This is a genomic window from Bacillus sp. FSL K6-3458 (genome assembly GCF_038005045.1).
GTDB lineage: Bacteria > Bacillota > Bacilli > Bacillales > Bacillaceae > Bacillus > Bacillus altitudinis.
Genome location: NZ_JBBOSI010000001.1, coordinates 2,530,542 through 2,554,697, shown reverse-complemented (window position 1 = coordinate 2,554,697; position 24,156 = coordinate 2,530,542). Strand labels below are relative to the sequence as shown.

Here is a 24,156-nt window from a genome sequence, read left to right as displayed (position 1 = left end):
TCTTTCACACAAATCTACTGAAAGAACCTTACGTTTTCTCGTTCTTTAGGCAGTCTTATTATTATAGCATGATTTAGGACGAGTCTGAATAAACTGGCTTATAGAACACTGCATAAGAGAGAGAACAAAAGAGGAGTGGACGAGGTCAAATGAATTGGCATGAACTGAACCAAACCGATTTATTAAAAACAATGAATACATCGATAGGTGACGGACTGTCAGAAAAAGATGTGCAAAAGCGGCTTGAAAAGCATGGGCCAAATGAATTGCAGGAAGGGAAAAAGGCGTCGGCGTTCGTTATTTTTTTAGCGCAATTTAAAGACTTTATGGTGTTAATCCTGCTTGCGGCAACGATTATTTCTGCTTTTTTAGGTGAATACATTGATGCTGTGGCGATTGTGGCGATTGTGCTGATAAATGGTGTGCTTGGCTTTTATCAGGAACGCCGTGCGGAAAAGTCCCTCCAAGCACTAAAGGAATTATCAACGCCGCATGTCTATGCAAGGAGAAACAATGAATGGGTCAAGATCCCGTCCAAGCACCTCGTACCGGGAGATATTGTGAAGTTTTCAAGCGGGGACCGAATTGGGGCAGATATCAGATTACTAGAAACAAAGAGTTTGGAAATCGAAGAATCTGCCCTCACTGGAGAGTCCATCCCAGCGGTCAAACATGCGAGTCCGCTCTCACGAGATCATGTCTCGCTTGGAGATTTGACGAACATGGCCTTTATGGGGACGCTTGTCACGAGGGGAAGCGGTGTAGGGGTTGTCATTGGTACAGGGATGAATACAGCGATGGGACAAATTGCCGGTATGCTGGATTCAGCAGGTAATATGGAAACACCGCTGCAAAGACGCCTTGAGCAGCTGGGGAAAATTTTAATTGTTGCTGCATTATTTTTAACTGTTCTTGTGGTTGTTCTTGGTGTGGTGCAAGGTCATGATTTGTATCATATGTTCTTAGCGGGTGTATCTCTCGCTGTTGCTGCGATTCCAGAAGGACTGCCGGCGATCGTCACTGTCGCACTTTCCCTAGGTGTGCAACGGATGATTAAACAAAAATCCATTGTCAGAAAGCTGCCTGCTGTGGAAACACTTGGCTGCGCCTCGATTATTTGCTCCGATAAAACAGGCACAATGACACAAAATAAAATGACAGTGACACATGTATGGGCAGAGGGGAAAACATGGAATATTTCTGGCACTGGGTACGAGCCGTCAGGTGATTTTACCTTAAACGGAGAACTTGTCCATGTAGACAAACATCCAAGCCTGCAAAAGGTGCTATTATACGGAGCACTTTGTAATACATCGACCATCGTTGAAAAAGACGGAGAGATGAGACTTGATGGTGATCCGACAGAAGGAGCACTTCTAACCGCTGCGCGTAAAGCGGGTTTTACAGAGCAATTCATCGAAGCGGGATTTCGTGTGGTGGAGGAATTCCCTTTTGACTCTGAAAGAAAAATGATGTCAGTCGTCGTGGAAACGAATCAGAAGGAGCGGTATGTCATTGCCAAAGGGGCGCCAGATGTGTTGATGAACCGTTCAAGTCATATGATGCACGGCGGACGCACCGCCTCATTTTCAAAGGCCCACCGGCAAGAAACAGAAGCTGCGATTCAAGGTTTAGCAAGACAAGCGCTTAGAACTATTGCGATTGCATATAAAAAAGTAAGCCTGACAGAAAAAATCACCTCTGTTCAGCAGGCAGAAACTGGCCTCACATTTATCGGTCTAGAGGGCATGATTGATCCACCTCGTCCTGAAGTGAGACGAGCGATTAAAGAATGCCGGGATGCTGGCATTAAAACAGTGATGATTACAGGCGATCACGTAGAAACGGCTAAAGCGATCGCTAAAGATTTAAGTCTCTTACCGAAGCAAGGAAAGGTGCTTGATGGAAAAGCTCTGGATCAGCTAAGCGACAAAGAGCTGGAGCAAACAGCAGAAGATGTGTACGTCTTTGCCCGTGTATCACCTGAGCATAAACTGAGAATTGTGAAGGCCTATCAAAAAAATGGCCATATTGTCGCGATGACAGGTGATGGGGTGAATGATGCGCCAGCGATTAAACAGGCGGATATCGGCATATCCATGGGGATTACCGGAACAGACGTTGCCAAAGAAGCTTCTTCTCTTATTTTGCTTGATGACAACTTTGCGACCATTAAATCCGCTATTAAAGAGGGCCGGAATATTTATGAAAACATTCGCAAATTTGTCCGCTATTTGCTGGCATCGAATGTGGGAGAGATTTTGGTTATGCTGTTTGCGATGCTTCTTGCGCTTCCATTGCCTCTCGTTCCAATTCAAATTTTGTGGGTAAACCTTGTCACAGACGGCCTGCCGGCTATGGCACTTGGAATGGATAAACCAGAAGGCGATGTCATGAAGAGAAAGCCGCGGAACATGAAAGAGGGGATTTTTGCAAGAGGGCTTGGTTGGAAGGTCATATCAAGAGGGTTTCTGATCGGGATTGCCACTTTGTTAGCCTTTATGTTTGTGTATCACCGTGATCCGAACAATCTTCAATATGCTCAGACGGTTGCATTCAGCACACTCGTTTTGGCGCAGCTCATTCATGTGTTTGACTGCCGCAGTGAACGGTCTATTTTTGAACGCAATCCATTTGGGAATATGTACTTGATCGGCGCCGTTGTGTCTTCCCTGCTGCTGATGCTTGTGGTCATTTATTATCCGCCGCTTCAGCCAATTTTCAAAACGGTGGCGGTCGCACCAGTCGATTGGCTTCTGATCATCGGTATGTCTGCATTGCCAACTTTTTTACTGGCAGGATCACTTTTGACAAGAAAAAAATAATTGGTTATGGTATAATTTTGAGGTAATAGTGTCTGCTATTACCTTTTTCATTTTATTAATATGAAAGAATTGGGTGTTTTCACATGATACGCAGTATGACGGGATTCGGCCAAGCGAGTAAAACGGATGGTGAACTGACAGTGTCAGTTGAGCTAAAATCGGTCAATCACCGTTTTAAAGAGGTTCATGCCCGTTTGCCGAGGCCGCTTTTATATTTCGAAGATACACTAAAAAAAATCATTCTTCGTCACGTGCAGCGCGGTCGAATTGAGCTGTTTGTTACGATTGAAGGCGGTAAACTTGCAAGCCGGTCTTTACAGATTGACTGGCCGCTGCTTGATGAATATATGAAAGCCGCAAAAGACCTTGAGGACCGCTATCATATTTCAGGTATTCAGCATGCACATGACTTACTGAAGCTGGAACAGGCTGTTCAGGTGGAAGAGTCAGTCAGCCGGAATGAGCAGCTGGAGCATTTGCTGATTGACACTTGTGAAGAAGCTGTCAAGGAGCTTTGCTTCATGAGAGAGCAGGAGGGAACATCACTTCAAAAAGACTGTGAACTCAGGCTGTCTGAACTCGAGGCATTTACAGAAGAAATCAAAGTGTTTGCACCAGAGGTTGTGAGTCAGTACAAAGAACGATTGAATCAAAGATTACAAGAATGGATCGGAGAGGCGCTTGAAGAGAGCAGACTGACCACAGAGGCGGCCATCTTTGCTGATCGCTGTGACATTACAGAAGAGATTACCAGGCTGAAAAGTCATTTTCAGCAGTTCCAGCAAATTTTGATGCAAGGCGGCGCTGCCGGACGAAAGCTTGACTTTCTTGTACAGGAGCTCAACCGTGAAGTGAACACGATTGGATCAAAAGCAAACCATCACCATTTAACAAAGCTGGTGGTTGAAATGAAAAGCGCTATTGAAAAAATAAAAGAACAAGTGCAAAATATAGAATAGTCATTGTGTATGCTGTTTACAGTGCGTCTCTTTCGGCGAGACTAGAGACGTTTATATTACAGGGGGACGAAAGAAGATGACCATAAAGTTGATCAATATCGGATTTGGAAACATCATTTCAGCGAATCGGATGATTTCGATCGTCAGTCCGGAATCAGCACCGATTAAACGAATGATACAAGACGCAAGAGATCGAGGCATGCTCATTGATGCGACATACGGAAGAAGAACCCGTGCTGTTGTCATTATGGACAGTGACCATGTCATCTTATCTGCCGTTCAGCCTGAGACTGTCGCGCAAAGACTTTCTGTAAAAGAAGAAATCATAGATGAAGGGCAGGGGTAATACGCCATTATGAAAGAAAGAGGACTTTTAATCGTTCTCTCTGGACCTTCGGGAGTTGGAAAAGGAACGGTCAGACAAGCCATTTTCTCCCAGGAAGATACGAAATTTGAATACTCTATTTCTGTGACAACCCGCAAACCGCGTGAAGGTGAAAGAAATGGTGTTGATTATTTCTTTAAAACCAGGGAAGAATTTGAACATATGATTGAAAACAAAAAGCTGTTAGAATGGGCAGAATATGTCGGGAATTACTACGGCACGCCTGTTGACTATGTAGAACAAACATTGAGCGAAGGAAAAGATGTTTTCCTTGAAATCGAAGTGCAAGGTGCACTTCAAGTAAGAGAAGCATTCCCGGAAGGTCTCTTTATTTTCCTTGCACCGCCAAGTCTTTCAGAACTTCAAAACCGCATTATTACACGCGGGACAGAATCTGAGGATCTCATCCGTAACCGAATGGCTGCTGCAAAAGAAGAAATTGAAATGATGGATGCTTATGACTATGTCGTTGAAAACGACGATGTCGAGCTTGCATGTGAAAGAATTAAAGCGATCGTCCTTGCAGAGCACCTGCGAAGAGACAGAGTCGCACCAAGATATAAAAAAATGCTGGGGGTAGAATAAACCATGTTAGATCCTTCAATTGACTCATTGATGAACAAACTTGACTCAAAATATACACTTGTCACAGTGTCTGCACGCCGTGCACGTGAAATGCAAATCCATCAAGATCAACAAATCGAAAACACAAAATCCTACAAATTTGTAGGGAAAGCTCTTGAAGAAATCGATGCTGGTCTTTTGACATTTGAAAAAGAAGAGCAAGAATAACATCGCTTCTGCTATGCAGATACGATACGTTCAAAAAAGTCAAAACTATGATTGGTTTTGACTTTTTTGAATTGTAGACGAATTTGTGAAAAAGGCCGTTAAGGGGGACAAACAAATGTTACAGTCAAAAAATATTTTACTCGGCGTCAGCGGAGGAATCGCCGTATATAAAGCAGCTGCACTCACTAGTAAACTCGTACAGGCAGGCGCAAACGTAAGAGTGATTATGACAGAATCTGCCCGTGAGTTTGTGTCTCCGCTCACCTTTCAAGCCCTATCTCGGCATGAGGTGTATGTGGATACATTTAAAGAAAATAATCCAAAAGTCATTGCGCATATTGATGTAGCTGACTGGGCCGATCTCATTCTTGTTGCCCCTGCAACAGCACATACCATTGGTAAAATGGCCGCAGGACTTGCTGATGATATGCTCACAACGACCTTGCTTGCTTCAACAGCTCCTGTATGGGTTGCACCGGCTATGAATGTGCACATGTATGACCATCCAGCTGTCAAACGGAACATCCGCACTTTATATGAAGACGGCTACCGGTTTATAGAGCCAAGTGAAGGCTATTTAGCATGCGGCTACATTGGAAAAGGACGCTTAGAGGAGCCTGAAAAAATTGTTGAACACATCCGTGCGTTTTTTGATGAGCCAACCAGCTTGCCGCTTTCAGGTAAAAAAGTCGTGGTCACAGCTGGCCCTACACGAGAAGTGATCGACCCTGTTCGGTTCCTTTCAAATCGATCTTCTGGGAAAATGGGATATGCCATTGCAGAAGCTGCCGAGCAAATGGGGGCTGATGTCACGCTCATTTCAGGACCTGTTTCGTTAACTGCACCTGAGCATGTGAATGTGGTGCAAGTGGAATCGGCTGAGGAGATGTATCAAGCAGCATTAGATGTATACGAGTCAGCAGATATAGTGATTAAATCAGCAGCCGTTGCCGATTATACGCCTGTCACGACGTATTCTCATAAAATGAAAAAACAAGACGGTGAACTAGCGGTTGAATTTAAGCGGACGAAAGATATTTTAAAAGAGCTTGGGAAAAGAAAAGAACATCAGGTGCTAGTCGGCTTTGCAGCTGAGACGCAGGATGTAGAATACTATGCGAAAAAGAAAATCGAATCCAAGCATTTAGATATGATTGTCGCGAACAATGTTGCAGCAGAGGGCGCGGGCTTTGGCACAGATACGAATGTCGCAGCATTGATCAAAGCAGACGGAACAAAAAAAGAGCTGCCAATGATGAGCAAAAAAGACCTTGCCTTTGAAATCTTACAGGAGGCAAAGCAGCTGCTGCCAAAAGAGCGTGATCGAGCATGATTGCTGAAGTGATCGTCGATGTCACAACGAAAGCCATTGACAGGCCGTTTGACTATCGTGTGCCAGACCGCTTTAAAGGCCTTGTCAAGGCTGGTATGAGGGTAGTGGTTCCTTTTGGCCCAAGGAAGATTCAAGGGTTTGTGACAAAAATCAAAGAAGAAACAGACGTACAGTCAGGAAATATCAAGGACATTGTCGATTTATTTGATTTATCTCCTGTTCTGACAGATGAGCTATTGGAGCTTTCCCACTGGCTGACGGAAAAAACATTGTCCTATCATATTACGGCGCTTCAATCGATGCTTCCGGCAGCGATGAAAGCCAAATATGAAAAAGAAATTCAGGTGTTATCTGCTGAGGAACTTCCGCAGTCATTGAAAGAGCTTTTCGGTCAGCAAGAGAGCATCCTTTACGCTGACATTCCGCCTGAACAGCTGAAGCCTATTCAAAAGCATGTCCAAAAAGGCCATCTAGAAGTCAGATATCACGTCTCACAAAAATCCGGAAAGAAAAAGGTGCGGACACTTCAGGTAGCAGTTACGAAAGAAAAACTTGAAGAAAAACAGAAGCAGTTAAAGAAAAATGCGGTGAAACAGAAGGCGCTGCTTACCTTTTTACTTCAAGCGAATGAAACGACGTTTTTAGCAAAAGATTTGCAGCAGCAAACAGGCGCTAGTTCTCAAACGATAAAAGCCTTGATTCAAGAAGGTCTGTTAACAGAAAGCTATGAAGAGATTTATCGAGATCCTTATCGGGACAGAAAGTTTACACCATCTACTCCTCTTGATCTCACAACAGAGCAAGCAGAAGCGGCAAAACCCATTCATCAAGCAGTGAGCGATGAAAAACATGAAACGTTTTTACTGCACGGGGTCACAGGAAGCGGTAAAACCGAAATTTATTTACAGACGATTGATCATGTCCTCCAAAAGGGAAAAGAAGCGATCGTCCTAGTTCCTGAAATTTCATTAACGCCTCAAATGGTCCAGCGTTTTAAAGAGCGCTTCGGGTCTAATGTGGCTGTTCTTCATAGCGGCTTATCGACTGGGGAAAAATACGATGAATGGCGGAAAATCCACCGCAAGGAAGTCAAGCTTGTCGTTGGCGCAAGATCGGCTGTTTTTGCCCCGTTTGAAAATCTAGGAATGATCATTATAGATGAAGAACACGAATCGTCATATAAACAAGAAGAAATGCCTCGGTATCATGCGAAAGATGTGGCCATTGAACGAGCAGGGCGGCACCAATGTCCGGTTGTATTAGGCAGTGCAACGCCTTCACTTGAGTCATATGCGCGTGCGAAAAAGGGTGTGTATACACTGCTGACGCTCAAACGGCGCGTCAATCAGCAGCAGCTGCCGCACGTTTCGTTAATTGATATGAGAGAAGAATTAAGAAATGGCAACCGCTCCATGTTCTCAGAAGAATTAATGCTTAGGTTAAAAGAAGTACTTGAAAGGAAAGAGCAGGCAGTTTTATTTCTCAATAAAAGAGGTTATTCATCCTTTGTGATGTGCCGTGATTGCGGATATGTGGAACAATGTCCTCATTGTGAGATCTCTCTCACTTATCACCGCTTTCAAAAACGGCTGAAGTGCCATTATTGCGGTCACGAAGCTCCTGTACCTGCAGAATGCCCAGAATGTCACAGTGAGCATATTCGCTATTTTGGTACAGGCACGCAGCGTGTGGAAGAAGAGCTGACGAAGGTATTGCCAGAAGCAAGGGTCATCCGAATGGATGTAGATACAACCTCTCGGAAAGGCGCGCACGAAAAGCTTCTCACGTCCTTTGGTAATAAAGAAGCAGACATTCTGCTTGGGACGCAAATGATTGCAAAAGGATTAGACTTTCCAGATGTTACACTTGTCGGTGTCCTTAGTGCGGATACGTCTCTTCACATCCCTGATTTTCGTTCAAGTGAAAAAACGTTTCAGCTTCTTACACAAGTAAGCGGACGTGCGGGACGTCATGAAAAAGCGGGATCAGTCATTATTCAATCATATACACCTTCGCATTATAGTATTGAATTAACCAAACAGCATGATTATGAAGCCTTTTATGAGCAGGAGATGTTGCACCGTCGTCATCAGTCCTATCCGCCATTTTATTTTTTGGCGATGGTGACTGTATCACATGAAGAAGTGACAAAGGCAGCGCATGTCACAGACAAAATTGTTCAGTTCCTGAAAATGAATTGTGCACCGAATACAAGAATTCTCGGTCCTGCTGCTTCTCCGATCGCTAAGATCAAAGATAGATATCGATATCAATGCGTGATAAAATACAAAAGGGAAAATGAACTGGCAAGTTTATTACGAAAAATACAAGATCATTATCAAAAAGAAATGGAACAAAAACAGTTGATGATATCAATCGATATGAATCCATATATGATGATGTAAAACGGAGGTCTTTTCGTGGCAATCAAACCGATAGTCTTACATCCTGCAGACGTGCTTGAACAACAAACAGAGCTTGTTGATACATTCGATAAAAAACTGAAAAAACTGCTGGATGATATGTATGATACAATGCTTGAACTAGATGGAGTCGGCCTAGCCGCACCACAAATCGGCATCTCAAAAAGAATCGCCGTGGTCGATATCGGTGAAGATTCTGGGAGGATTGACTTAGTAAATCCTGAGATTCTTGATGTGGAAGGGAGCCAGACAGACATTGAAGGCTGCCTGAGCTTTCCATCTTTGTACGGAACGGTTGAAAGACCAAATTATGTGAAGGTGAAAGCCTTTGATAAGAAAGGCAAACCATTTACAATAGAAGCAGAAGGATTTTTAGCAAGAGCTTTATTGCATGAAATTGATCACTTAGACGGCGTATTATTCACGTCGAAGATCATTCAAACGTATACAGAAAAAGAACTTGCGGAAATGGAAGGGTGAAGAAAATGGCACGTATCGTATTTATGGGAACCCCTGATTTCTCAGTACCTGTGCTGCAAACACTTATAACAGAAGGATACGAAGTTGTCGGGGTCGTCACACAGCCAGATCGCCCGAAAGGCAGAAAACGAGTGCTCACGCCGCCTCCTGTAAAAGTAGAAGCCTTAAAACACGGCATTCCAGTTTTACAGCCTGAAAAGGTACGTCTTGATGAAGAAATTGATAAAGTGCTTGCGTTAAAGCCAGATTTGATCGTAACAGCAGCGTTCGGACAAATCTTGCCAAAAAGATTACTTGATGAACCTGAATTTGGCTGTATCAACGTTCATGCCTCACTGCTGCCAGAACTAAGAGGCGGTGCACCGATCCATTATGCGATCCTGCAAGGCAAAAAGAAAACAGGCGTGACGATCATGTATATGGTAGAAAAGCTTGATGCAGGTGACATGATTAGCAAAGTAGAAGTAGAAATTGATGAATTAGACAACGTCGGAACACTGCACGATAAATTAAGTGTGGCTGGTGCGGCCTTATTAAAAGACACAGTTCCAAATGTGTTAAGCAGGTCTATCTCGCCAATTCCGCAAAATGAAGAGGCAGCAACGTATGCACCAAATATTAAGCGGGAGCAGGAAAGGTTAGACTGGACCAAGCCAGGAGAAGAGCTTTACAACCAAGTTCGCGGCTTAAATCCATGGCCAGTTGCCTATACTGAATGGAACGGTGCTAACTTAAAAGTATGGGAAGCGAAAAAAGTTCCGCTTCAAGCACCAGAAGAACCTGGGAAAGTGATTGAGCTTCAAAAAGAAGGACCAGTCGTTGGAACAGGAAATCAGCAAGGCCTTTTATTAACGAGTGTACAGCCCGCTGGAAAGAAAAAAATGAGCGGTGAAGACTTCTTAAGAGGCGCAAATATCGAAATTGGACAGAAATTAGGGCTAATCAATGAAGAAAAGTAATGTGAGAGAAGTAGCGCTAGACGCTTTAATCAAACTCGAACAAAATCAAGCCTACAGTAACTTGCTTTTGCAGTCAGTGATGAAAGAGAAAGAACTTTCCGATCAAGACAAACCGCTATTAACAGAACTTGTATACGGTACACTGCAAAACAAGCTGGCACTTGATTATATGCTCACACCCTTTGTGAAAAAACCGCAAAAAGTGGCTCCTTGGGTGATGCAGCTTTTGCGGATGTCTCTTTATCAGATGGTTTATCTTGAAAAAATTCCAGATCGTGCAGCCATCCATGAAGCAGTGGAACTAACGAAAAAGCGCGGACATAAAGGTATTTCTTCACTAGTCAACGGCGTTCTTCGTTCTGTGCAAAGAGAAGGCGTGCCATCATTTGATGCGATCAAAGATCCGGTAAAAAGGCTCTCAATAGAGACAAGCCATCCATTGTGGCTCGTACAAGAATGGGTGGAGGCGTACGGTTTTGAAGCAGCAGAAAGCATGTGCCGTATTCATTTAGTCCCGCCAAAGCAGACATTGCGTGTCAATCAAATGAAAAAAAACCGCACTGCACTGCAGCAAGAACTCATGGATGCAGGAATTGAGACAGAGCTTGGCGACCTATCTGAGGATGCACTCAAGCTCATGAAAGGATCTATCGTATCCTCTCCTTTCTTTCAAGAGGGCTTTGTCACGATCCAAGATGAAAGCTCCATGCTTGTCGCAAGAGCGCTGGACCCTCAGCCGGGAGAAATGGTGCTTGATGCCTGTGCCGCCCCTGGTGGTAAATCAACACATATTGCAGAGCGAATGAACGATGAGGGGAACATTGTGTCTCTTGATTTACATGAGCACAAAGTAAAACTGATCAAACAGGCGGCAAAGCGTCTAAACTTAACGCATATTGAGGCAAAAGCGCTTGATGCAAGAAAAGCATCCGACCATTATGATGATGCTTCGTTTGACCGTATTCTCATTGATGCACCATGTTCAGGTTTTGGCGTCATCAGACGAAAACCAGATATGAAATATACAAAGTCCTCGGAAGACTCAGCAAGACTTGCGACAATTCAGCAATCGATCTTGCATGAAACAGCCCAGCTGCTAAAGCCAGGCGGAACCCTTGTATACAGTACATGTACAATGGATCCAACAGAAAATCAACAAGTGATTCATGCGTTTTTACAAGAACACCAAGACTTCGAACCCGATCTATCTCTTAATGAACGGCTGCCTGAGCAGGTTGCTCCGTTTGTTCAAAACGGAAGTGTACAAATACTTCCTCATTATTTCGGAACAGATGGTTTCTTTATTTGCAGCATGAGAAAGAAGGGATAAAAAATGACAGAACAAAAACAAAAAGTAAGAAAAGAACTGAAAACAGACATGCCGTCGATCTACTCATTTGAGCTAAATGAAATCAAAGACTGGTTAAAGGAACAAGGCGAAAAGCCTTTCCGTGCAACACAAATTTTCGAGTGGCTTTATGAAAAACGCGTCACATCCTTTGATGAAATGTCTAACCTTTCAAAGGAATTAAGAGAAAAATTAAAAGATCAATTCGCCATCACGACTTTAAAAACAGTGATCAAACAAACATCTCAAGATGGAACGATCAAGTTCTTATTTGAATTACACGATGGCTATACCATTGAAACCGTGCTAATGCGCCACGAATACGGCAACTCTGTCTGCGTCACAACACAGGTTGGCTGCCGGATTGGCTGTACATTCTGTGCATCTACACTTGGTGGTTTGAAACGTAACCTTGAGGCGGGAGAAATTGTGGCTCAAGTATTGAAAGTACAACAGGCGCTTGATGAAACAGATGAACGCGTCAGCTCAGTTGTCATCATGGGAATTGGCGAACCGTTTGATAACTTTGATGAAATGCTTGCATTCCTTAAAATCATTAACCATGACAACGGCTTAAATATTGGAGCACGTCATATTACGGTTTCGACGAGCGGGATCATTCCAAAGATTTATCAATTTGCGGATGAGCAAATGCAAATCAACTTTGCTGTCTCCCTGCACGCACCAAATACTGAAATTCGAAGCCGCCTCATGCCAATCAATAAGGCATACAAGCTGCCAAAATTAATGGAAGCTATCGAATACTACATTCAAAAAACAGGCAGACGCGTGAGCTTTGAATACGGTCTGTTTGGCGGAGTCAATGATCAAGTTCATCACGCAGAAGAACTTGCTGATTTATTAAAAGGAATCAAATGCCATGTAAACCTCATCCCGGTGAACTATGTACCAGAAAGAGATTACGTGAGAACACCAAGAGAACAAATCTTCCTATTTGAAAAAACGCTGAAAGAACGAGGCGTAAACGTAACGATTAGACGAGAGCAAGGCCATGATATTGATGCTGCTTGCGGTCAGCTAAGAGCGAAGGAGCGTCAGGAAGAGACGAGGTGACGAATGTTGATAAGGGCAGCCTTTCAAACCGATACAGGAAAAGTCCGTCAGCATAATGAAGATGATGCAGGTATTTTTGAAGCAAAAGAAGACACACTTCTAGCTGTTGTAGCAGATGGAATGGGAGGTCATCTTGCTGGTGATGTAGCCAGCAAGATGGCAGTTTCTTCTTTAAAAGAATACTGGCAAGAAACATCTTCAATTCCAAATAAACCAGCCGATCAAGAAAATTGGTTAATCTCAAAAATTAGCGACATTAATGACCAAGTATACGAACATGCGAAAAACAATGAGGAGTGCCAAGGAATGGGGACGACCATCGTTTGTGCGCTCGTGCATTTGCAAACGGTCACAATTGCCCATATTGGTGACAGCCGCTGCTACTTGCTAAGAGAAGGTGCGCTGACCCAATTAACAGATGATCACTCACTAGTGAATGAGTTAGTGAAAACAGGAGAGATTTCAAAAGCGGATGCAGAATATCATCCAAGAAAAAATGTGCTGACCAAAGCGTTAGGAACGGATAAACACGTTCAAATTGATGCACGAACTTTTGAAGTGGATCCAGGAGATCAAATTTTGCTTTGCTCAGACGGATTATCGAATAAAGTAGAAGAAGAACATTTGATTCAGATTTTATCGCAAACAACCGCACCAGATGAAAAAGTAACAGAGTTAGTTCAAACAGCGAATGACAACGGCGGTGAAGATAACATTACAGCAGTACTGTTAGAAATCTCCTCCCAAACAGAGGAGGGTGACAGCAAGTGTTGATCGGAAAAAGGATCAGCGGCCGTTATCAAATTCTTCGCGCCATAGGCGGAGGCGGAATGGCCAACGTTTATTTGGCGGAGGATATGATTTTAGATCGCGAAGTGGCGATTAAAATTTTACGGTTTGACTTTGCAAGCGATGATGATTTTATTAGACGGTTCCGGAGAGAAGCGCAATCAGCAGCCAGCTTAGATCATCCGAATATTGTCAGTATCTACGATGTAGGAGAAGAAGATGACATTTATTATATTGTCATGGAATATGTCGAGGGTATGACGCTGAAAGAATACATACACGCCAATGGACCGCTTCATCCAAAAGAAGCCGTTCGCATCATGGAGCAAGTCGTTGCGGCGATGGAAGAAGCCCATGCGAAACAGCTCGTCCATCGAGACATTAAGCCTCACAATATATTAATAGACAACTTGGGAAATATCAAAGTCACTGATTTTGGCATTGCCATGGCACTTAGCTCAGCGACCATTACCCATACGAATTCTGTTCTTGGCTCCGTGCATTATTTGTCCCCAGAGCAAGCGCGCGGCGGTCTTGCAACGAAAAAGTCAGACATTTATTCACTTGGTATTGTTCTTTATGAGCTGATTTCAGGACGCATGCCATTTGAAGGAGAATCCGCTGTCAGTGTCGCACTGAAGCATTTGCAATCAGAGCCGCCATCTGTGAGAAGGTGGAATCCTTCTGTACCACAAAGCGTGGAGAACATCATTTTAAAATCGATGGCCAAAGATCCATTCTATCGATACGAAGATGCATCTGAAATGCAAAAAGACTTAAAAACGGCTTTTGACCCTGCAAGACTAAAAGAAAAGCGCTTTGTCATTGAAGAAGATCATGAAGCAACAAAAGCCATTCCTATTATAAAAGATCATCAAGTCGATCAAGACAATGAAAAAACAGCCGTCCACCAGGTTCAAAAACCAAAGAAAAAAGAGAAACAAAAGCCGAAGAAAAAACGGAAAAAATGGCCGTGGATTGTAGCGTCGATCTTATTTGTATTGACGGCTGCGACCATTTTAGCGATCACGGTCTTCCCAGGATTACTCTTTCCAAAGGATGTAGAGGTGACCGATGTTTCTGGCATGACGGTTGAAAAAGCGGAAGACACCTTGAAGAAAGCCGGATTTACCGTCGCTTCTGAACCCATTGATATTGCCGACGAGAAGATTGAAAAAGGGCTGGTTGTCAAAACAGACCCGAAAATCGGAACGAAGGTAAAAGAAGGGACAGAAATTCAGCTTTATCAAAGTACAGGTAAAGAAAAAACCGAATTACCTGATGTAACAGGTGAAAAGGTCGAGAAAGCAAAAGAACTATTAGAGAAAAAAGGGTTTAAACAGGTTGTTGTGGAGGAAGTAAATGATAATGACACAGAATCAGGCATTGTCATGGAACAGAAACCTTCTGCGAATACAGAACTTGTCGCAGCAGATGAAGAAGTCACATTGACCGTCAGTATAGGCCCTGCCGATATTACCTTACGGGATTTAACGACGTATAGTAAACAGGCCGCATCAAATTATCTAGAGGATAATGGACTAAAGCTAGATGAAAAAGAAGCATATTCTGACGATGTGCCAAAAGGTGAGGTCATGAAGCAGGAACCGGGAGCGGGGACAGCTGTTAAACCTGGTGATACGGTTAAAATTACGTTCTCTCTTGGCCCAAAAGAGAAACCGGCTAAAACGGTGACTGAAAAGATTGCGATCCCGTATGAACCAGAAACAGAAGGACAAGAAATGAATGTTCAAATATCTATTGATGACGCAGAACATAGCATTTCTGATTTATATGAAACCTTTAAAATCACTGCGCCCACTGAGCGAACGATTAAATTTAAGATAGAACCTGGTCAAAAAGGATACTATCAGGTGACAGTGGATGATAAAGTAGTAAGCTCCAAAACGATTGAATACCCTGATGATGAATAAAGGAGGGACTTTATGCCTGAGGGCAAAATTATTAAAGCATTAAGCGGATTTTATTATGTGCTGGATGAGTCTCTAGAAAGTGGCAAAGTAATTCAGTGTAGAGCAAGAGGGATTTTTCGTAAAAACAAAATAACCCCGCTTGTTGGAGATTATGTCGTCTATCAAGCAGATAACGATAAGGAAGGCTATTTGCTGGAAGTAAAAGAGCGGACCAATGAGCTGATTCGCCCGCCTATTAGCAACGTTGATCAAGCGGTGCTCGTTTTCTCAGCAGCAGAGCCGACCTTTAGTACATCGCTTTTAGACAGATTCCTAGTGCTTGTTGAAGAGAGCCAGATTGAACCGATTATCTGCATCACAAAAATGGACTTGCTGAAAACAGAGCAAGAGCGAGAAACGATTCAAGCCTATGCAGAAGACTATCGCCAAATTGGATACGACGTTCATTTAACATCGACGATCGAAGGGGATGGAATTGAAAAGCTGACCCCGCATTTCCATCACAAGATTACTGTATTTGCAGGTCAATCAGGTGTAGGGAAGTCTTCTCTCTTAAATGCGATGAGTCCTGATTTAGCACTGAAAACAAATGATATTTCCTCCCATCTTGGCAGGGGGAAACATACAACAAGACATGTGGAACTCATTCGAACGGCTGAAGGGCTCATTGCTGATACACCAGGATTCAGCTCGCTTGAATTTACAGGTATCGAAGCGGAAGATTTAGGGCTCTATTTCTTAGAAATCAGAGAGAAGAGTGCAGAATGTAAATTTAGAGGCTGTTTGCATGTAAAAGAGCCTGGATGTGCGGTAAAAGAGGCAGTAGAAGACGATCGCATCAGAGAGTATCGCTATCAGCATTATTTAGAGTTTTTAACTGAAATTAAAGATAGAAAGCCGAGGTACTAAGTCATGGTTTATATTGCCCCATCCATTTTATCAGCCGATTTTGCCAATCTGGAGAAAGATATCCGTGATGTGGAACAAGGTGGAGCGGATTATATTCATATTGATGTGATGGACGGTCATTTTGTACCGAATATGACATTTGGACCAAATGTAGTGGAGGCGATCAGGCCGCATACAAAGCTGCCGCTCGATGTTCACTTAATGATTGAGCAGCCAGACCAGTATATCCCTGCATTTGCAAAAGCGGGCGCTGATATTATTTCTGTTCATGTCGAGGCGTGTCCACACTTACATCGCACGATTCAGCATATAAAAGAACAAGGTGTCAAAGCAGGGGTTGTTTTAAACCCGCACACACCCGTTTCTCAAATCGCGCATGTATTAGAGGATGTTGACCTAGTCTTATTCATGACGGTGAACCCTGGTTTTGGCGGACAGGCGTTTATTCCATCTGTTCTCTCAAAGGTAAAAGAAGTAAAGACACTTAGTGAACAAAAAGGCTTAACTGATTTACTCATTGAAATAGATGGCGGCGTCAATGTAGAGACAGCAAAGAGCTGCAAAGAAGCAGGCGCTAATCTACTTGTTGCCGGCTCAGCGGTATATGGGAAAGACGACCGCGCGGCGGCCATTCAGGCCATTCGAGAAGCATAAGAAAAAGAACCAAAGTCATTGTGATCTTTGGTTCTTTTTCAATGGAGAGGAGCGTAATCATGCACATACATATCGTAGCCGGCGGTCCTTTTGCGTACATCCCGCCGCTTGATCATGAAGCATCTGAGGAGGACATTCTCTGGGTCGGCGTAGATCGGGGAACCCTTTTCTTACTAGAGCATGGCATTGTACCTGACAGAGCATTTGGTGATTTTGATAGTGTGACAGAAGAAGAGCTTCATGAACTGAAAAAGAAATTGCCTGCACTCAATCTATTTCAGGCAGAGAAAGATGAAACGGATTTAGAACTTGCGCTGAACTGGTCTTTGCGTCAGAATCCAGCACATATTCAAATTTACGGCATCACAGGCGGAAGAGCAGATCATTTTCTTGGGAATATCCATCTCCTTTACAAAGGCATTCAGCATAAACAGAGCATGACCCTTGTAGATAAACAAAATATCATTCAAATGTTTGGACCTGGTACATACGAAATCAAACAAGACTCGGATAAAAAATATGTGTCGTTTTTGCCCTTCGGTACATCGGTTGAAAAGCTGACATTAAAAGGTTTCAAATATCCTCTGAAAAATTGTCATATTGAGCCTGGTTCCACACTATGTATTAGTAACGAACTCATCCACTCAAATGGTACTTTTTCTTTTCATGAAGGCATATTAATAATGGTAAGAAGCAAAGATTGACCAACCTATCAATGTGGATGGCTGATTAAGCTCAATTGTGCTGCAAGCGGTACTTTTAGGAGGGGGACAAAATGAAATTTTATACAATCAAACTGCCTAGATTTCTTGGCGGCATTGTCCGTGCGATGCTTGGTTCATTTAAGAAAGATTAATGAGTAATCTCCTTTATTTCCACATAAAAACGCCTGCTACAGTTAAATGTAGCAGGCGTTTACTCTTGCTTATACACGCTCAACTTTACCAGATTTCAAAGCTCGAGCTGATACATATACTCTTTTAGGCTTACCGTCCACTAGAATACGAACTTTTTGAAGGTTCGCGCCCCATGTACGTTTTGTAGAGTTCATTGCGTGAGAACGGTTGTTCCCAGCTTTTGTTTTTCTGCCTGTAATAACGCATTTACGTGCCATTTGTTTCCCTCCTAACTGCGAAAACATCATCATATTCTTCATATACGTACTTAGAGATGCCTCAAGATACTTTAATAATTTACCACAGCTTCAAGGGGTTTGCAAGGATTGTTTACTCCTCTTTCAAGAAAAATACCTTGACATCTTGATAAAAAATCAAGGCTATAGTATAAGTAGGATTGGGTCGGATTGAATGATTTCTTTTAAAAAGAAGGGTCTTATAGTAAAATAGTGATAACTCAGGGCAATTTCTCAAAAAGGGGGAACCAATGTGTCCATTGAACTTAGAACGAAATACGGACAAATTGATATATCAAATGAAGTCATTGCAATGGTGGCAGGAGGCGCTGCGATCGATTGCTATGGTATTGTTGGCATGGCGTCCAAAAATCAAATAAAGGACGGCTTGACGGATATTCTCCGCAAAGAGAACTTCAGCCGGGGTGTTCTTGTGCGTCAAAAAGAAGATCGCATTCATATTGATATGTACATCATCGTCAGCTACGGTACAAAAATATCAGAAGTCGCACATAATGTTCAAACGAAAGTCAAATATACGATTCATCACACGATTGGACTTTCAGTTGACTCAGTCAACATTTATGTACAAGGAGTAAAAGTTACGAACCCGTAGTAAGGAGGAAATATATTGTCTATTAGAAATCTGGGTGGCCGCTCATTTGCAAAAATGATTCTTGCAGGTGCTCACCATCTTTCTCAAAACGCACAAATTGTTGATGCGTTAAATGTTTTTCCAGTGCCAGACGGAGACACGGGGACAAATATGAATTTGTCAATGACTTCAGGGGCAAAAGCAGTTGAAGAAACAAATACCGATCACATTGGTAAGGTCGGGGTGGCTCTGTCGAAAGGGCTGTTAATGGGGGCAAGAGGAAACTCAGGTGTGATCCTGTCTCAGCTCTTCAGAGGTTTCAGCAAAAATATAGAACAAAAAGAAACAATTGACGCAAAAGAATTTGCGCTTGCCTTGCAGGCTGGTGTTGATACAGCATATAAAGCCGTCATGAAACCGATTGAAGGAACCATCTTAACGGTTGCAAAAGACGCAGCAAAGAAAGCGGTTGCTGTTTCAGCAACAGAAGACCAAATCGATCGTGTGCTTGAATTAACGATTGAGGAAGCAAGAGCATCACTTGACCGCACGCCAGATCTCCTTCCTGTTTTAAAAGAAGTCGGCGTTGTAGATAGCGGCGGTAAAGGACTTCTTTGTGTATATGAAGGTTTCCTTGCTTCATTAAGAGGAGAAGAGCTTCCTCCTAAAACGGCCTCTTTGCCAACATTAAAAGAATTAGTGAGTGCAGAGCATCATAAAAGTGCACAAAGCCATATGAACACAGAAGATATTGAATTTGGCTATTGTACAGAATTTATGGTGAAATTTGAAGAAGACAAACAGTCCTTTGACGAAAATGCCTTCAGAGAAGAATTAAGCGAATTCGGAGATTCACTTCTTGTGGTATCTGATGATACGCTTGCAAAAGTTCATATTCATGCAGAGCAGCCAGGAGATGTCTTATCATATGCACAGCGCTACGGCAGCTTAATTAATATGAAAATTGAAAACATGAGAGAGCAGCATAGCTCGATCGTCAATGAAGAAAAAGATCACTCGCCTGCTGCACCAAAAGCAACAGCTGCTGAAAAACAGCGTTTTGGAGTAGTGAGTGTCGCAATGGGAGAAGGGATTGCTGACTTGTTTAAAAGTATCGGAGCATCCGTCGTCATTGAAGGCGGACAGACAATGAATCCGAGCACAGAAGACATTGTCAAAGCAATTGATAGCATTCATGCCGAAACCGTCTTTATCTTACCTAATAATTCTAATATTGTCATGGCAGCTAAACAGGCGGCAACTGTCTCAAGTCGTGAGGTCGTTGTTATTCCGACAAAGACCGTTCCTCAAGGAATGTCGGCACTTCTTTCTCTAAATGAAGCAGCTTCAAATGAAGACAATGAAGCAGCGATGTTAGAAGCGATTGATCATGTGAAAAGCGGCCAAATTACCTTTGCAGTGAGAGATACCCAAATTGATGGGATCGACATTGCCAAAGGCGATTATATGGGCCTATACAATGGAAAAATCACCTTAACAGCTAAAAATCAATTAGATGCAGCAAAAGAGCTTTTGACCCAAATGGTGACAGAAGATGATGAGATTGTCACAATCATCAAAGGGGAAGATGCATCATCTGATGAGATGGAAGCTTTAGAAGCATATATTGAAGAAACATTTGAAGATGTAGAAGTTGAAGTCCACGATGGAAAACAGCCGCTTTATTCATATATTTTGGCTGTTGAATAAAGAAAGAAGGGCACATGAAGCCCTTCTTCTTCTTTTGCATTTTTTTACTATTTGTTCATTCGTCAAATGAGTTGCGGGAATCGAATGAATCCATTAGTCTAAAGGGAGTAACAAACCAATCTGTGATTGGTGATGAGAGGGGAAGACCTATGAAATTTAGAAGTGTGTTTGATATTATTGGACCCGTCATGATTGGTCCATCAAGTTCGCACACGGCGGGTGCGGCTCGTATTGGAAGAGTGGCTCGCAGCTTGTTCGGAAGAGAACCGAAACGAATTACTGTATCGTTTTATGGCTCTTTTAAAGATACGTATAAAGGACACGGGACAGATGTAGCCATTATCGGCGGTGTTCTTGATTTTGATACATTTGATGAACGAATTAAAACAGCGATCGATATTGCAAAAAGCAAAGAAATCGACATTGAGTTTAAAGAAGAAGATGCGGTACCAGCGCATCCGAATACAGCAAAAGTAGAAATTTCAGATGCGAATGGAAGCCTTGAATTAATCGGGATTTCCATTGGCGGAGGTAAAATTGAAATCACAGAATTAAATGGCTTTGAACTGAGACTCTCAGGGAATCACCCGGCCATTCTTGTGGTTCATAACGACCGCTACGGGACGATTGCAGCAGTTGCCAATGTGTTAGCGAAATTCGCCATTAACATTGGTCATATGGAAGTGGCACGTAAAGAGGTCGGGCAAGAAGCACTCATGACGATTGAAGTGGATCAGAATATTGATCCAGCGGTTTTAACAGAGCTTGAGACGCTGCCAAACATTATTCAAGTCACACAAATTGCAGAGTAACAACAAGGAGGTTATGTATGATGTTTAAAAACGTCAAAGAACTCGTGCAGCTAACAGAAGAACGGAATACCTCCATTTCAGAAATTATGATTACTCAAGAAATGGAAGTGACAGGGAAGTCACGTGAAGACATTTTCTCGCAGATGTACCGCAACCTAGAAGTGATGGAACAGGCCGTTGAAAACGGACTGAAAGGTGTGAAATCATTATCTGGTTTAACAGGCGGGGATGCGGTGAAACTTCAAGCATATATCGCATCAGGCAAAACATTGTCTGGTCATACCATTTTAGATGCTGTCAGTAAGGCAGTGGCAACAAATGAAGTGAACGCAGCAATGGGAACGATCTGTGCAACACCTACAGCTGGCTCAGCAGGTGTTGTGCCAGGAACGCTCTTTGCGGTGAAAGAAACATTAAAGCCAACAAAGGAACAAATGGTCAGATTCCTATTTACATCTGGTGCATTTGGTTTTGTTGTCGCCAATAACGCAAGCATCTCTGGTGCAGCAGGCGGCTGTCAGGCAGAAGTGGGATCTGCATCAGGTATGGCAGCAGCAGCCATTGTAGAAATGGCAGGCGGTACGCCGCAGCAATCCGCTGAAGCCATGGCCATCACCCTAAAAAATATGCTAGGTCTTGTTTGCGATCCAGTCGCAGGACTTGTGGAAGTGCCATGTGTGAAACGAAACGCAATGGGCGCTTCTAATGCGATGATTGCAGCAGATATGGCACTTGCCGGCATTACAAGCCGCATCCCTTGTGATGAAGTCATTGATGCGATGTACAAAATTGGTCAAACGATGCCAACCGCTCTTCGTGAGACTGCACAAGGCGGACTTGCTGCAACACCGACAGCTAGGGAGCTTGAAAAGAAGATTTTCGGAGGTGTGACCTCATCTCGTGATACAGAAATTGCAAGATAAGATCTCTGCCTTGAAAGGGATTGGAGAAGAAACAGAAAAAACCCTAAATGAACTTGGAATCTACACAGTAGCCGATTTACTCGGCTACTTTCCTTATCGATATGACGACTATGAGCTTCGCAACTTAGAAGAAGTCAGGCATGACGAACGTGTCACAGTTGAAGGAAAAGTGCACAGTGAGCCCGTTCTCACCTATTATGGAAAAAAACGAAGCAGGCTGACATTCAGGCTGCTTGTCGGTCGTTTTTTGATTACAGCCATATGCTTCAATCGCCCTTATTTAAAACGAAGTCTTGTTTTAGGTGATACGGTATCCGTCACAGGGAAGTGGGATAAAAACCGGCAATCCATTATGGTTCAGGAATTTAAAAAAGGAACACACGAACAAGATGGCAGTATAGAACCTGTTTATTCAGTCAAAGAAAATGTAACCGTGAAGATGATGAGACGATTTGTAAAACAAGCGTTGTCACTCTATGTAGATCATGCAGAAGATCCACTGCCAAAGCAGCTTGTAGCTGCTTATAAACTCATGTCTTATCAAGAAGCACTAAAAACCATTCATCTCCCTGAAACGAGAGACTCGCTCAAGCAAGCAAGACGACGCTTCGTGTACGAGGAATTTCTCATCTTTCAGCTGAAGATGCAGGCGATCAGAAAAAAAGAACGAGAAAAAACATCAGGCATCCAGCATCCGTTCTCAAAAGAGGCGGTCTTTGAGTTTGTTCATAGCCTGCCGTTCCCGCTGACAAAAGCACAATCAAGAGTGCTGGATGAAATTATGTCAGATATGGCATCCCCGTACCGAATGAACCGGCTTCTTCAAGGGGATGTTGGATCGGGGAAAACAGCTGTAGCGGCAATTGCCCTTTATGCCGCTCATTTATCCGGCTTTCAAGGTGCGCTGATGGTGCCAACTGAAATTTTGGCTGAACAGCATGCCGATTCACTGTATCAGTTATTTGAAAAGTGGGGGCTAAATATTGCTCTTTTGACGAGTTCAGTGAAAGGAAAGCGCCGCAGAGAACTGCTTGAACGTCTGAAAGAGGGAGATATTGATATTTTAGTCGGCACGCATGCCCTTATCCAGGACGAAGTGGAATTTCAGCAGCTTGGTCTTGTTATTACAGATGAACAGCACAGGTTCGGCGTGGAACAGCGGAAAAAACTGCGAAGCAAAGGGCAGGACCCAGATGTTTTGTTTATGACCGCAACGCCGATTCCAAGAACGCTTGCCATCACAGTATTTGGAGAAATGGACGTCTCTGTCATTGATGAGCTGCCAGCTGGCCGAAAGCAGATTGAAACGTATTGGGTGAAGCATGACATGCTTGAGCGGATTCTTGCTTTTGTTGATAAAGAGCTGAGAAAAGGCAGACAAGCGTATATTATTTGTCCACTTATAGAAGAATCAGACAAACTGGATGTCCAAAATGCGATTGATGTTCACAGCATGCTGACAGAGGCGTATCGCGGAAAATGGTCGATCGGCTTAATGCACGGGAAACTTGCAAGTGATGAAAAAGATCAAGTGATGAGAGATTTCACTTCCAATGAAGTGCAAATCCTTGTGTCAACGACAGTTGTTGAAGTTGGAGTCAACGTGCCAAATGCGACCATCATGGTCATTTATGATGCGGACCGTTTTGGACTGTCACAGCTTCATCAGTTAAGAGGCCGGGTCGGACGCGGAGAGCATCAATCTTTTTGTATTCTAATGGCGGACCCTAAATCAGAGACCGGTAAAGAGCGCATGCGGATCATGTCTGAAACAACGGATGGCTTTGAACTGTCTGAAAAGGACTTAGAACTAAGAGGCCCTGGCGACTTCTTTGGCAAGAAACAAAGCGGAATGCCTGAATTTAAAGTGGCAGATATGGTTCATGACTATAGAGCGCTTGAAACCGCTAGAAAAGATGCGGCAGAGCTCGTGCAGTCTGAAGCCTTTTGGACAGACCCTGAATACAAAGAACTTAGGAAAACACTCGTAGACAGCGGTGTGCTTGGCGGAGATAAATTGAGCTGATCAAGTGTTGGAGGAATTTTCTTGTCTTTTTGAAACAAGGATTGATTTATCATCTATGAGATTATATACTACTATTAGTACCTAGTCATAAATG

At 43.1% G+C, this 24,156-nt stretch carries 23 protein-coding genes; 22 read left to right on the top strand and 1 reads right to left on the bottom strand.

The genetic code is table 11. The features are described from left to right. The first annotated feature begins 149 nt into the window (after positions 1 to 149). From MHH23_RS13510 to spoVM, 17 genes are all read left to right on the top strand, one after another. The gene (locus MHH23_RS13510) at positions 150 to 2,825 is read left to right on the top strand and encodes a calcium-translocating P-type ATPase, SERCA-type (RefSeq protein WP_007499684.1); all 2,676 of its coding nucleotides are present in this window, start codon (positions 150 to 152) and stop codon (positions 2,823 to 2,825) included. Positions 2,826 to 2,908: 83 nt separating this feature from the next. Then, a complete protein-coding gene (locus tag MHH23_RS13505; RefSeq protein WP_217967224.1) occupies positions 2,909 to 3,784 on the top strand; it encodes a YicC/YloC family endoribonuclease in 876 nt (291 codons plus the stop codon). A 76-nt stretch (positions 3,785 to 3,860) separates the two neighbouring features. Then, a complete protein-coding gene (remA, locus tag MHH23_RS13500) occupies positions 3,861 to 4,130 on the top strand; it encodes an extracellular matrix/biofilm regulator RemA (protein WP_008344898.1) in 270 nt (89 codons plus the stop codon). Between the two features lie 9 nt (positions 4,131 to 4,139). Beyond that, entirely contained in the window at positions 4,140 to 4,754 is a 615-nt protein-coding gene (gmk, locus tag MHH23_RS13495; RefSeq protein ID WP_007499680.1) for a guanylate kinase, read from the top strand. Positions 4,755 to 4,757: 3 nt separating this feature from the next. Beyond that, entirely contained in the window at positions 4,758 to 4,961 is a 204-nt protein-coding gene (rpoZ, locus tag MHH23_RS13490) for a DNA-directed RNA polymerase subunit omega (protein WP_008344896.1), read from the top strand. A 115-nt stretch (positions 4,962 to 5,076) separates the two neighbouring features. Then, positions 5,077 to 6,294 (top strand): bifunctional phosphopantothenoylcysteine decarboxylase/phosphopantothenate--cysteine ligase CoaBC, encoded by a 1,218-nt coding sequence (coaBC, locus tag MHH23_RS13485; RefSeq protein ID WP_340959659.1) that lies wholly within the window; start codon positions 5,077 to 5,079, stop codon positions 6,292 to 6,294. After that, positions 6,291 to 8,699: a primosomal protein N' gene (gene priA, locus MHH23_RS13480; protein WP_340959657.1), complete on the top strand. Its 2,409-nt coding sequence runs from the start codon at positions 6,291 to 6,293 to the stop codon at positions 8,697 to 8,699. Before coaBC ends, priA begins: the two co-directional genes overlap by 4 nt. 15 nt (positions 8,700 to 8,714) lie before the next feature. Then, a complete protein-coding gene (gene def / locus MHH23_RS13475; protein WP_008344891.1) occupies positions 8,715 to 9,197 on the top strand; it encodes a peptide deformylase in 483 nt (160 codons plus the stop codon). A gap of 5 nt (positions 9,198 to 9,202) precedes the next feature. Beyond that, positions 9,203 to 10,156, top strand: coding sequence for a methionyl-tRNA formyltransferase (fmt, locus tag MHH23_RS13470; RefSeq protein ID WP_017359336.1), 954 nt, complete (start codon positions 9,203 to 9,205; stop codon positions 10,154 to 10,156). Next, positions 10,143 to 11,486: a 16S rRNA (cytosine(967)-C(5))-methyltransferase RsmB gene (gene rsmB, locus MHH23_RS13465; protein ID WP_340959656.1), complete on the top strand. Its 1,344-nt coding sequence runs from the start codon at positions 10,143 to 10,145 to the stop codon at positions 11,484 to 11,486. Before fmt ends, rsmB begins: the two co-directional genes overlap by 14 nt. Positions 11,487 to 11,489: 3 nt before the next feature. Then, positions 11,490 to 12,578 carry a 23S rRNA (adenine(2503)-C(2))-methyltransferase RlmN gene (gene rlmN, locus MHH23_RS13460; RefSeq protein ID WP_024720337.1) on the top strand — a complete coding sequence of 363 codons (1,089 nt, stop codon included), beginning with the start codon at positions 11,490 to 11,492 and terminating at the stop codon, positions 12,576 to 12,578. Positions 12,579 to 12,581: 3 nt separating this feature from the next. Further along, complete coding sequence (locus tag MHH23_RS13455) at positions 12,582 to 13,352, top strand: Stp1/IreP family PP2C-type Ser/Thr phosphatase (RefSeq protein WP_034647887.1); 771 nt, start codon at positions 12,582 to 12,584, stop codon at positions 13,350 to 13,352. After that, positions 13,346 to 15,301, top strand: coding sequence for a Stk1 family PASTA domain-containing Ser/Thr kinase (gene pknB / locus MHH23_RS13450; protein ID WP_268412741.1), 1,956 nt, complete (start codon positions 13,346 to 13,348; stop codon positions 15,299 to 15,301). The genes MHH23_RS13455 and pknB overlap by 7 nt, the downstream gene beginning before the upstream one ends. 12 nt (positions 15,302 to 15,313) lie before the next feature. After that, positions 15,314 to 16,210: a ribosome small subunit-dependent GTPase A gene (gene rsgA / locus MHH23_RS13445; protein ID WP_058337361.1), complete on the top strand. Its 897-nt coding sequence runs from the start codon at positions 15,314 to 15,316 to the stop codon at positions 16,208 to 16,210. Positions 16,211 to 16,213: 3 nt separating this feature from the next. Beyond that, complete coding sequence (gene rpe / locus MHH23_RS13440) at positions 16,214 to 16,864, top strand: ribulose-phosphate 3-epimerase (RefSeq protein WP_017367226.1); 651 nt, start codon at positions 16,214 to 16,216, stop codon at positions 16,862 to 16,864. A 59-nt stretch (positions 16,865 to 16,923) separates the two neighbouring features. After that, positions 16,924 to 17,568, top strand: a complete 645-nt coding sequence (locus MHH23_RS13435) for a thiamine diphosphokinase (protein WP_047947055.1) — start codon at positions 16,924 to 16,926, stop codon at positions 17,566 to 17,568. Positions 17,569 to 17,639: 71 nt separating this feature from the next. Next, complete coding sequence (gene spoVM, locus MHH23_RS13430) at positions 17,640 to 17,720, top strand: stage V sporulation protein SpoVM (RefSeq protein WP_008354550.1); 81 nt, start codon at positions 17,640 to 17,642, stop codon at positions 17,718 to 17,720. A 69-nt stretch (positions 17,721 to 17,789) separates the two neighbouring features. Here spoVM and rpmB read toward each other — a convergent pair whose 3' ends face one another. Further along, a complete protein-coding gene (rpmB, locus tag MHH23_RS13425; RefSeq protein ID WP_003212514.1) occupies positions 17,790 to 17,978 on the bottom strand; it encodes a 50S ribosomal protein L28 in 189 nt (62 codons plus the stop codon). 271 nt (positions 17,979 to 18,249) lie between these two features. Here rpmB and MHH23_RS13420 point away from each other — a divergent pair, with 271 nt between their 5' ends. The 5 genes from MHH23_RS13420 to recG all read left to right on the top strand — a co-directional run bounded on the left by MHH23_RS13420 (position 18,250) and on the right by recG (position 24,062). After that, complete coding sequence (locus MHH23_RS13420) at positions 18,250 to 18,612, top strand: Asp23/Gls24 family envelope stress response protein (RefSeq protein WP_008344871.1); 363 nt, start codon at positions 18,250 to 18,252, stop codon at positions 18,610 to 18,612. A 15-nt stretch (positions 18,613 to 18,627) separates the two neighbouring features. Further along, positions 18,628 to 20,301 (top strand): DAK2 domain-containing protein, encoded by a 1,674-nt coding sequence (locus MHH23_RS13415; RefSeq protein ID WP_017367228.1) that lies wholly within the window; start codon positions 18,628 to 18,630, stop codon positions 20,299 to 20,301. Positions 20,302 to 20,450: 149 nt separating this feature from the next. Further along, positions 20,451 to 21,113 (top strand): L-serine ammonia-lyase, iron-sulfur-dependent subunit beta, encoded by a 663-nt coding sequence (gene sdaAB, locus MHH23_RS13410; RefSeq protein WP_017367229.1) that lies wholly within the window; start codon positions 20,451 to 20,453, stop codon positions 21,111 to 21,113. Positions 21,114 to 21,133: 20 nt separating this feature from the next. Beyond that, positions 21,134 to 22,036: an L-serine ammonia-lyase, iron-sulfur-dependent, subunit alpha gene (gene sdaAA / locus MHH23_RS13405; RefSeq protein ID WP_024720342.1), complete on the top strand. Its 903-nt coding sequence runs from the start codon at positions 21,134 to 21,136 to the stop codon at positions 22,034 to 22,036. Further along, the gene (gene recG / locus MHH23_RS13400; protein ID WP_268357774.1) at positions 22,014 to 24,062 is read left to right on the top strand and encodes an ATP-dependent DNA helicase RecG; all 2,049 of its coding nucleotides are present in this window, start codon (positions 22,014 to 22,016) and stop codon (positions 24,060 to 24,062) included. Before sdaAA ends, recG begins: the two co-directional genes overlap by 23 nt. Positions 24,063 to 24,156: the final 94 nt, after the last annotated feature.

Excerpts from the sequence above, each read along its gene's own strand:
- fmt (WP_017359336.1), top strand. The coding sequence starts at position 9,203 with ATGGCACGTATCGTATTTATGGGAACCCCTGATTTCTCAGTACCTGTG.
- rsgA (WP_058337361.1), top strand. The coding sequence starts at position 15,314 with ATGCCTGAGGGCAAAATTATTAAAGCATTAAGCGGATTTTATTATGTG.
- MHH23_RS13505 (WP_217967224.1), top strand. The coding sequence starts at position 2,909 with ATGATACGCAGTATGACGGGATTCGGCCAAGCGAGTAAAACGGATGGT.
- sdaAB (WP_017367229.1), top strand. The coding sequence starts at position 20,451 with ATGAAATTTAGAAGTGTGTTTGATATTATTGGACCCGTCATGATTGGT.
- priA (WP_340959657.1), top strand. The coding sequence starts at position 6,291 with ATGATTGCTGAAGTGATCGTCGATGTCACAACGAAAGCCATTGACAGG.
- rpe (WP_017367226.1), top strand. The coding sequence starts at position 16,214 with ATGGTTTATATTGCCCCATCCATTTTATCAGCCGATTTTGCCAATCTG.
- MHH23_RS13455 (WP_034647887.1), top strand. The coding sequence starts at position 12,582 with ATGTTGATAAGGGCAGCCTTTCAAACCGATACAGGAAAAGTCCGTCAG.
- remA (WP_008344898.1), top strand. The coding sequence starts at position 3,861 with ATGACCATAAAGTTGATCAATATCGGATTTGGAAACATCATTTCAGCG.
- MHH23_RS13510 (WP_007499684.1), top strand. The coding sequence starts at position 150 with ATGAATTGGCATGAACTGAACCAAACCGATTTATTAAAAACAATGAAT.
- rpmB (WP_003212514.1), bottom strand. The coding sequence starts at position 17,978 with ATGGCACGTAAATGCGTTATTACAGGCAGAAAAACAAAAGCTGGGAAC.
- sdaAA (WP_024720342.1), top strand. The coding sequence starts at position 21,134 with ATGTTTAAAAACGTCAAAGAACTCGTGCAGCTAACAGAAGAACGGAAT.
- spoVM (WP_008354550.1), top strand. The coding sequence starts at position 17,640 with ATGAAATTTTATACAATCAAACTGCCTAGATTTCTTGGCGGCATTGTC.
- MHH23_RS13435 (WP_047947055.1), top strand. The coding sequence starts at position 16,924 with ATGCACATACATATCGTAGCCGGCGGTCCTTTTGCGTACATCCCGCCG.
- rpoZ (WP_008344896.1), top strand. The coding sequence starts at position 4,758 with ATGTTAGATCCTTCAATTGACTCATTGATGAACAAACTTGACTCAAAA.
- rlmN (WP_024720337.1), top strand. The coding sequence starts at position 11,490 with ATGACAGAACAAAAACAAAAAGTAAGAAAAGAACTGAAAACAGACATG.
- coaBC (WP_340959659.1), top strand. The coding sequence starts at position 5,077 with ATGTTACAGTCAAAAAATATTTTACTCGGCGTCAGCGGAGGAATCGCC.
- rsmB (WP_340959656.1), top strand. The coding sequence starts at position 10,143 with ATGAAGAAAAGTAATGTGAGAGAAGTAGCGCTAGACGCTTTAATCAAA.
- gmk (WP_007499680.1), top strand. The coding sequence starts at position 4,140 with ATGAAAGAAAGAGGACTTTTAATCGTTCTCTCTGGACCTTCGGGAGTT.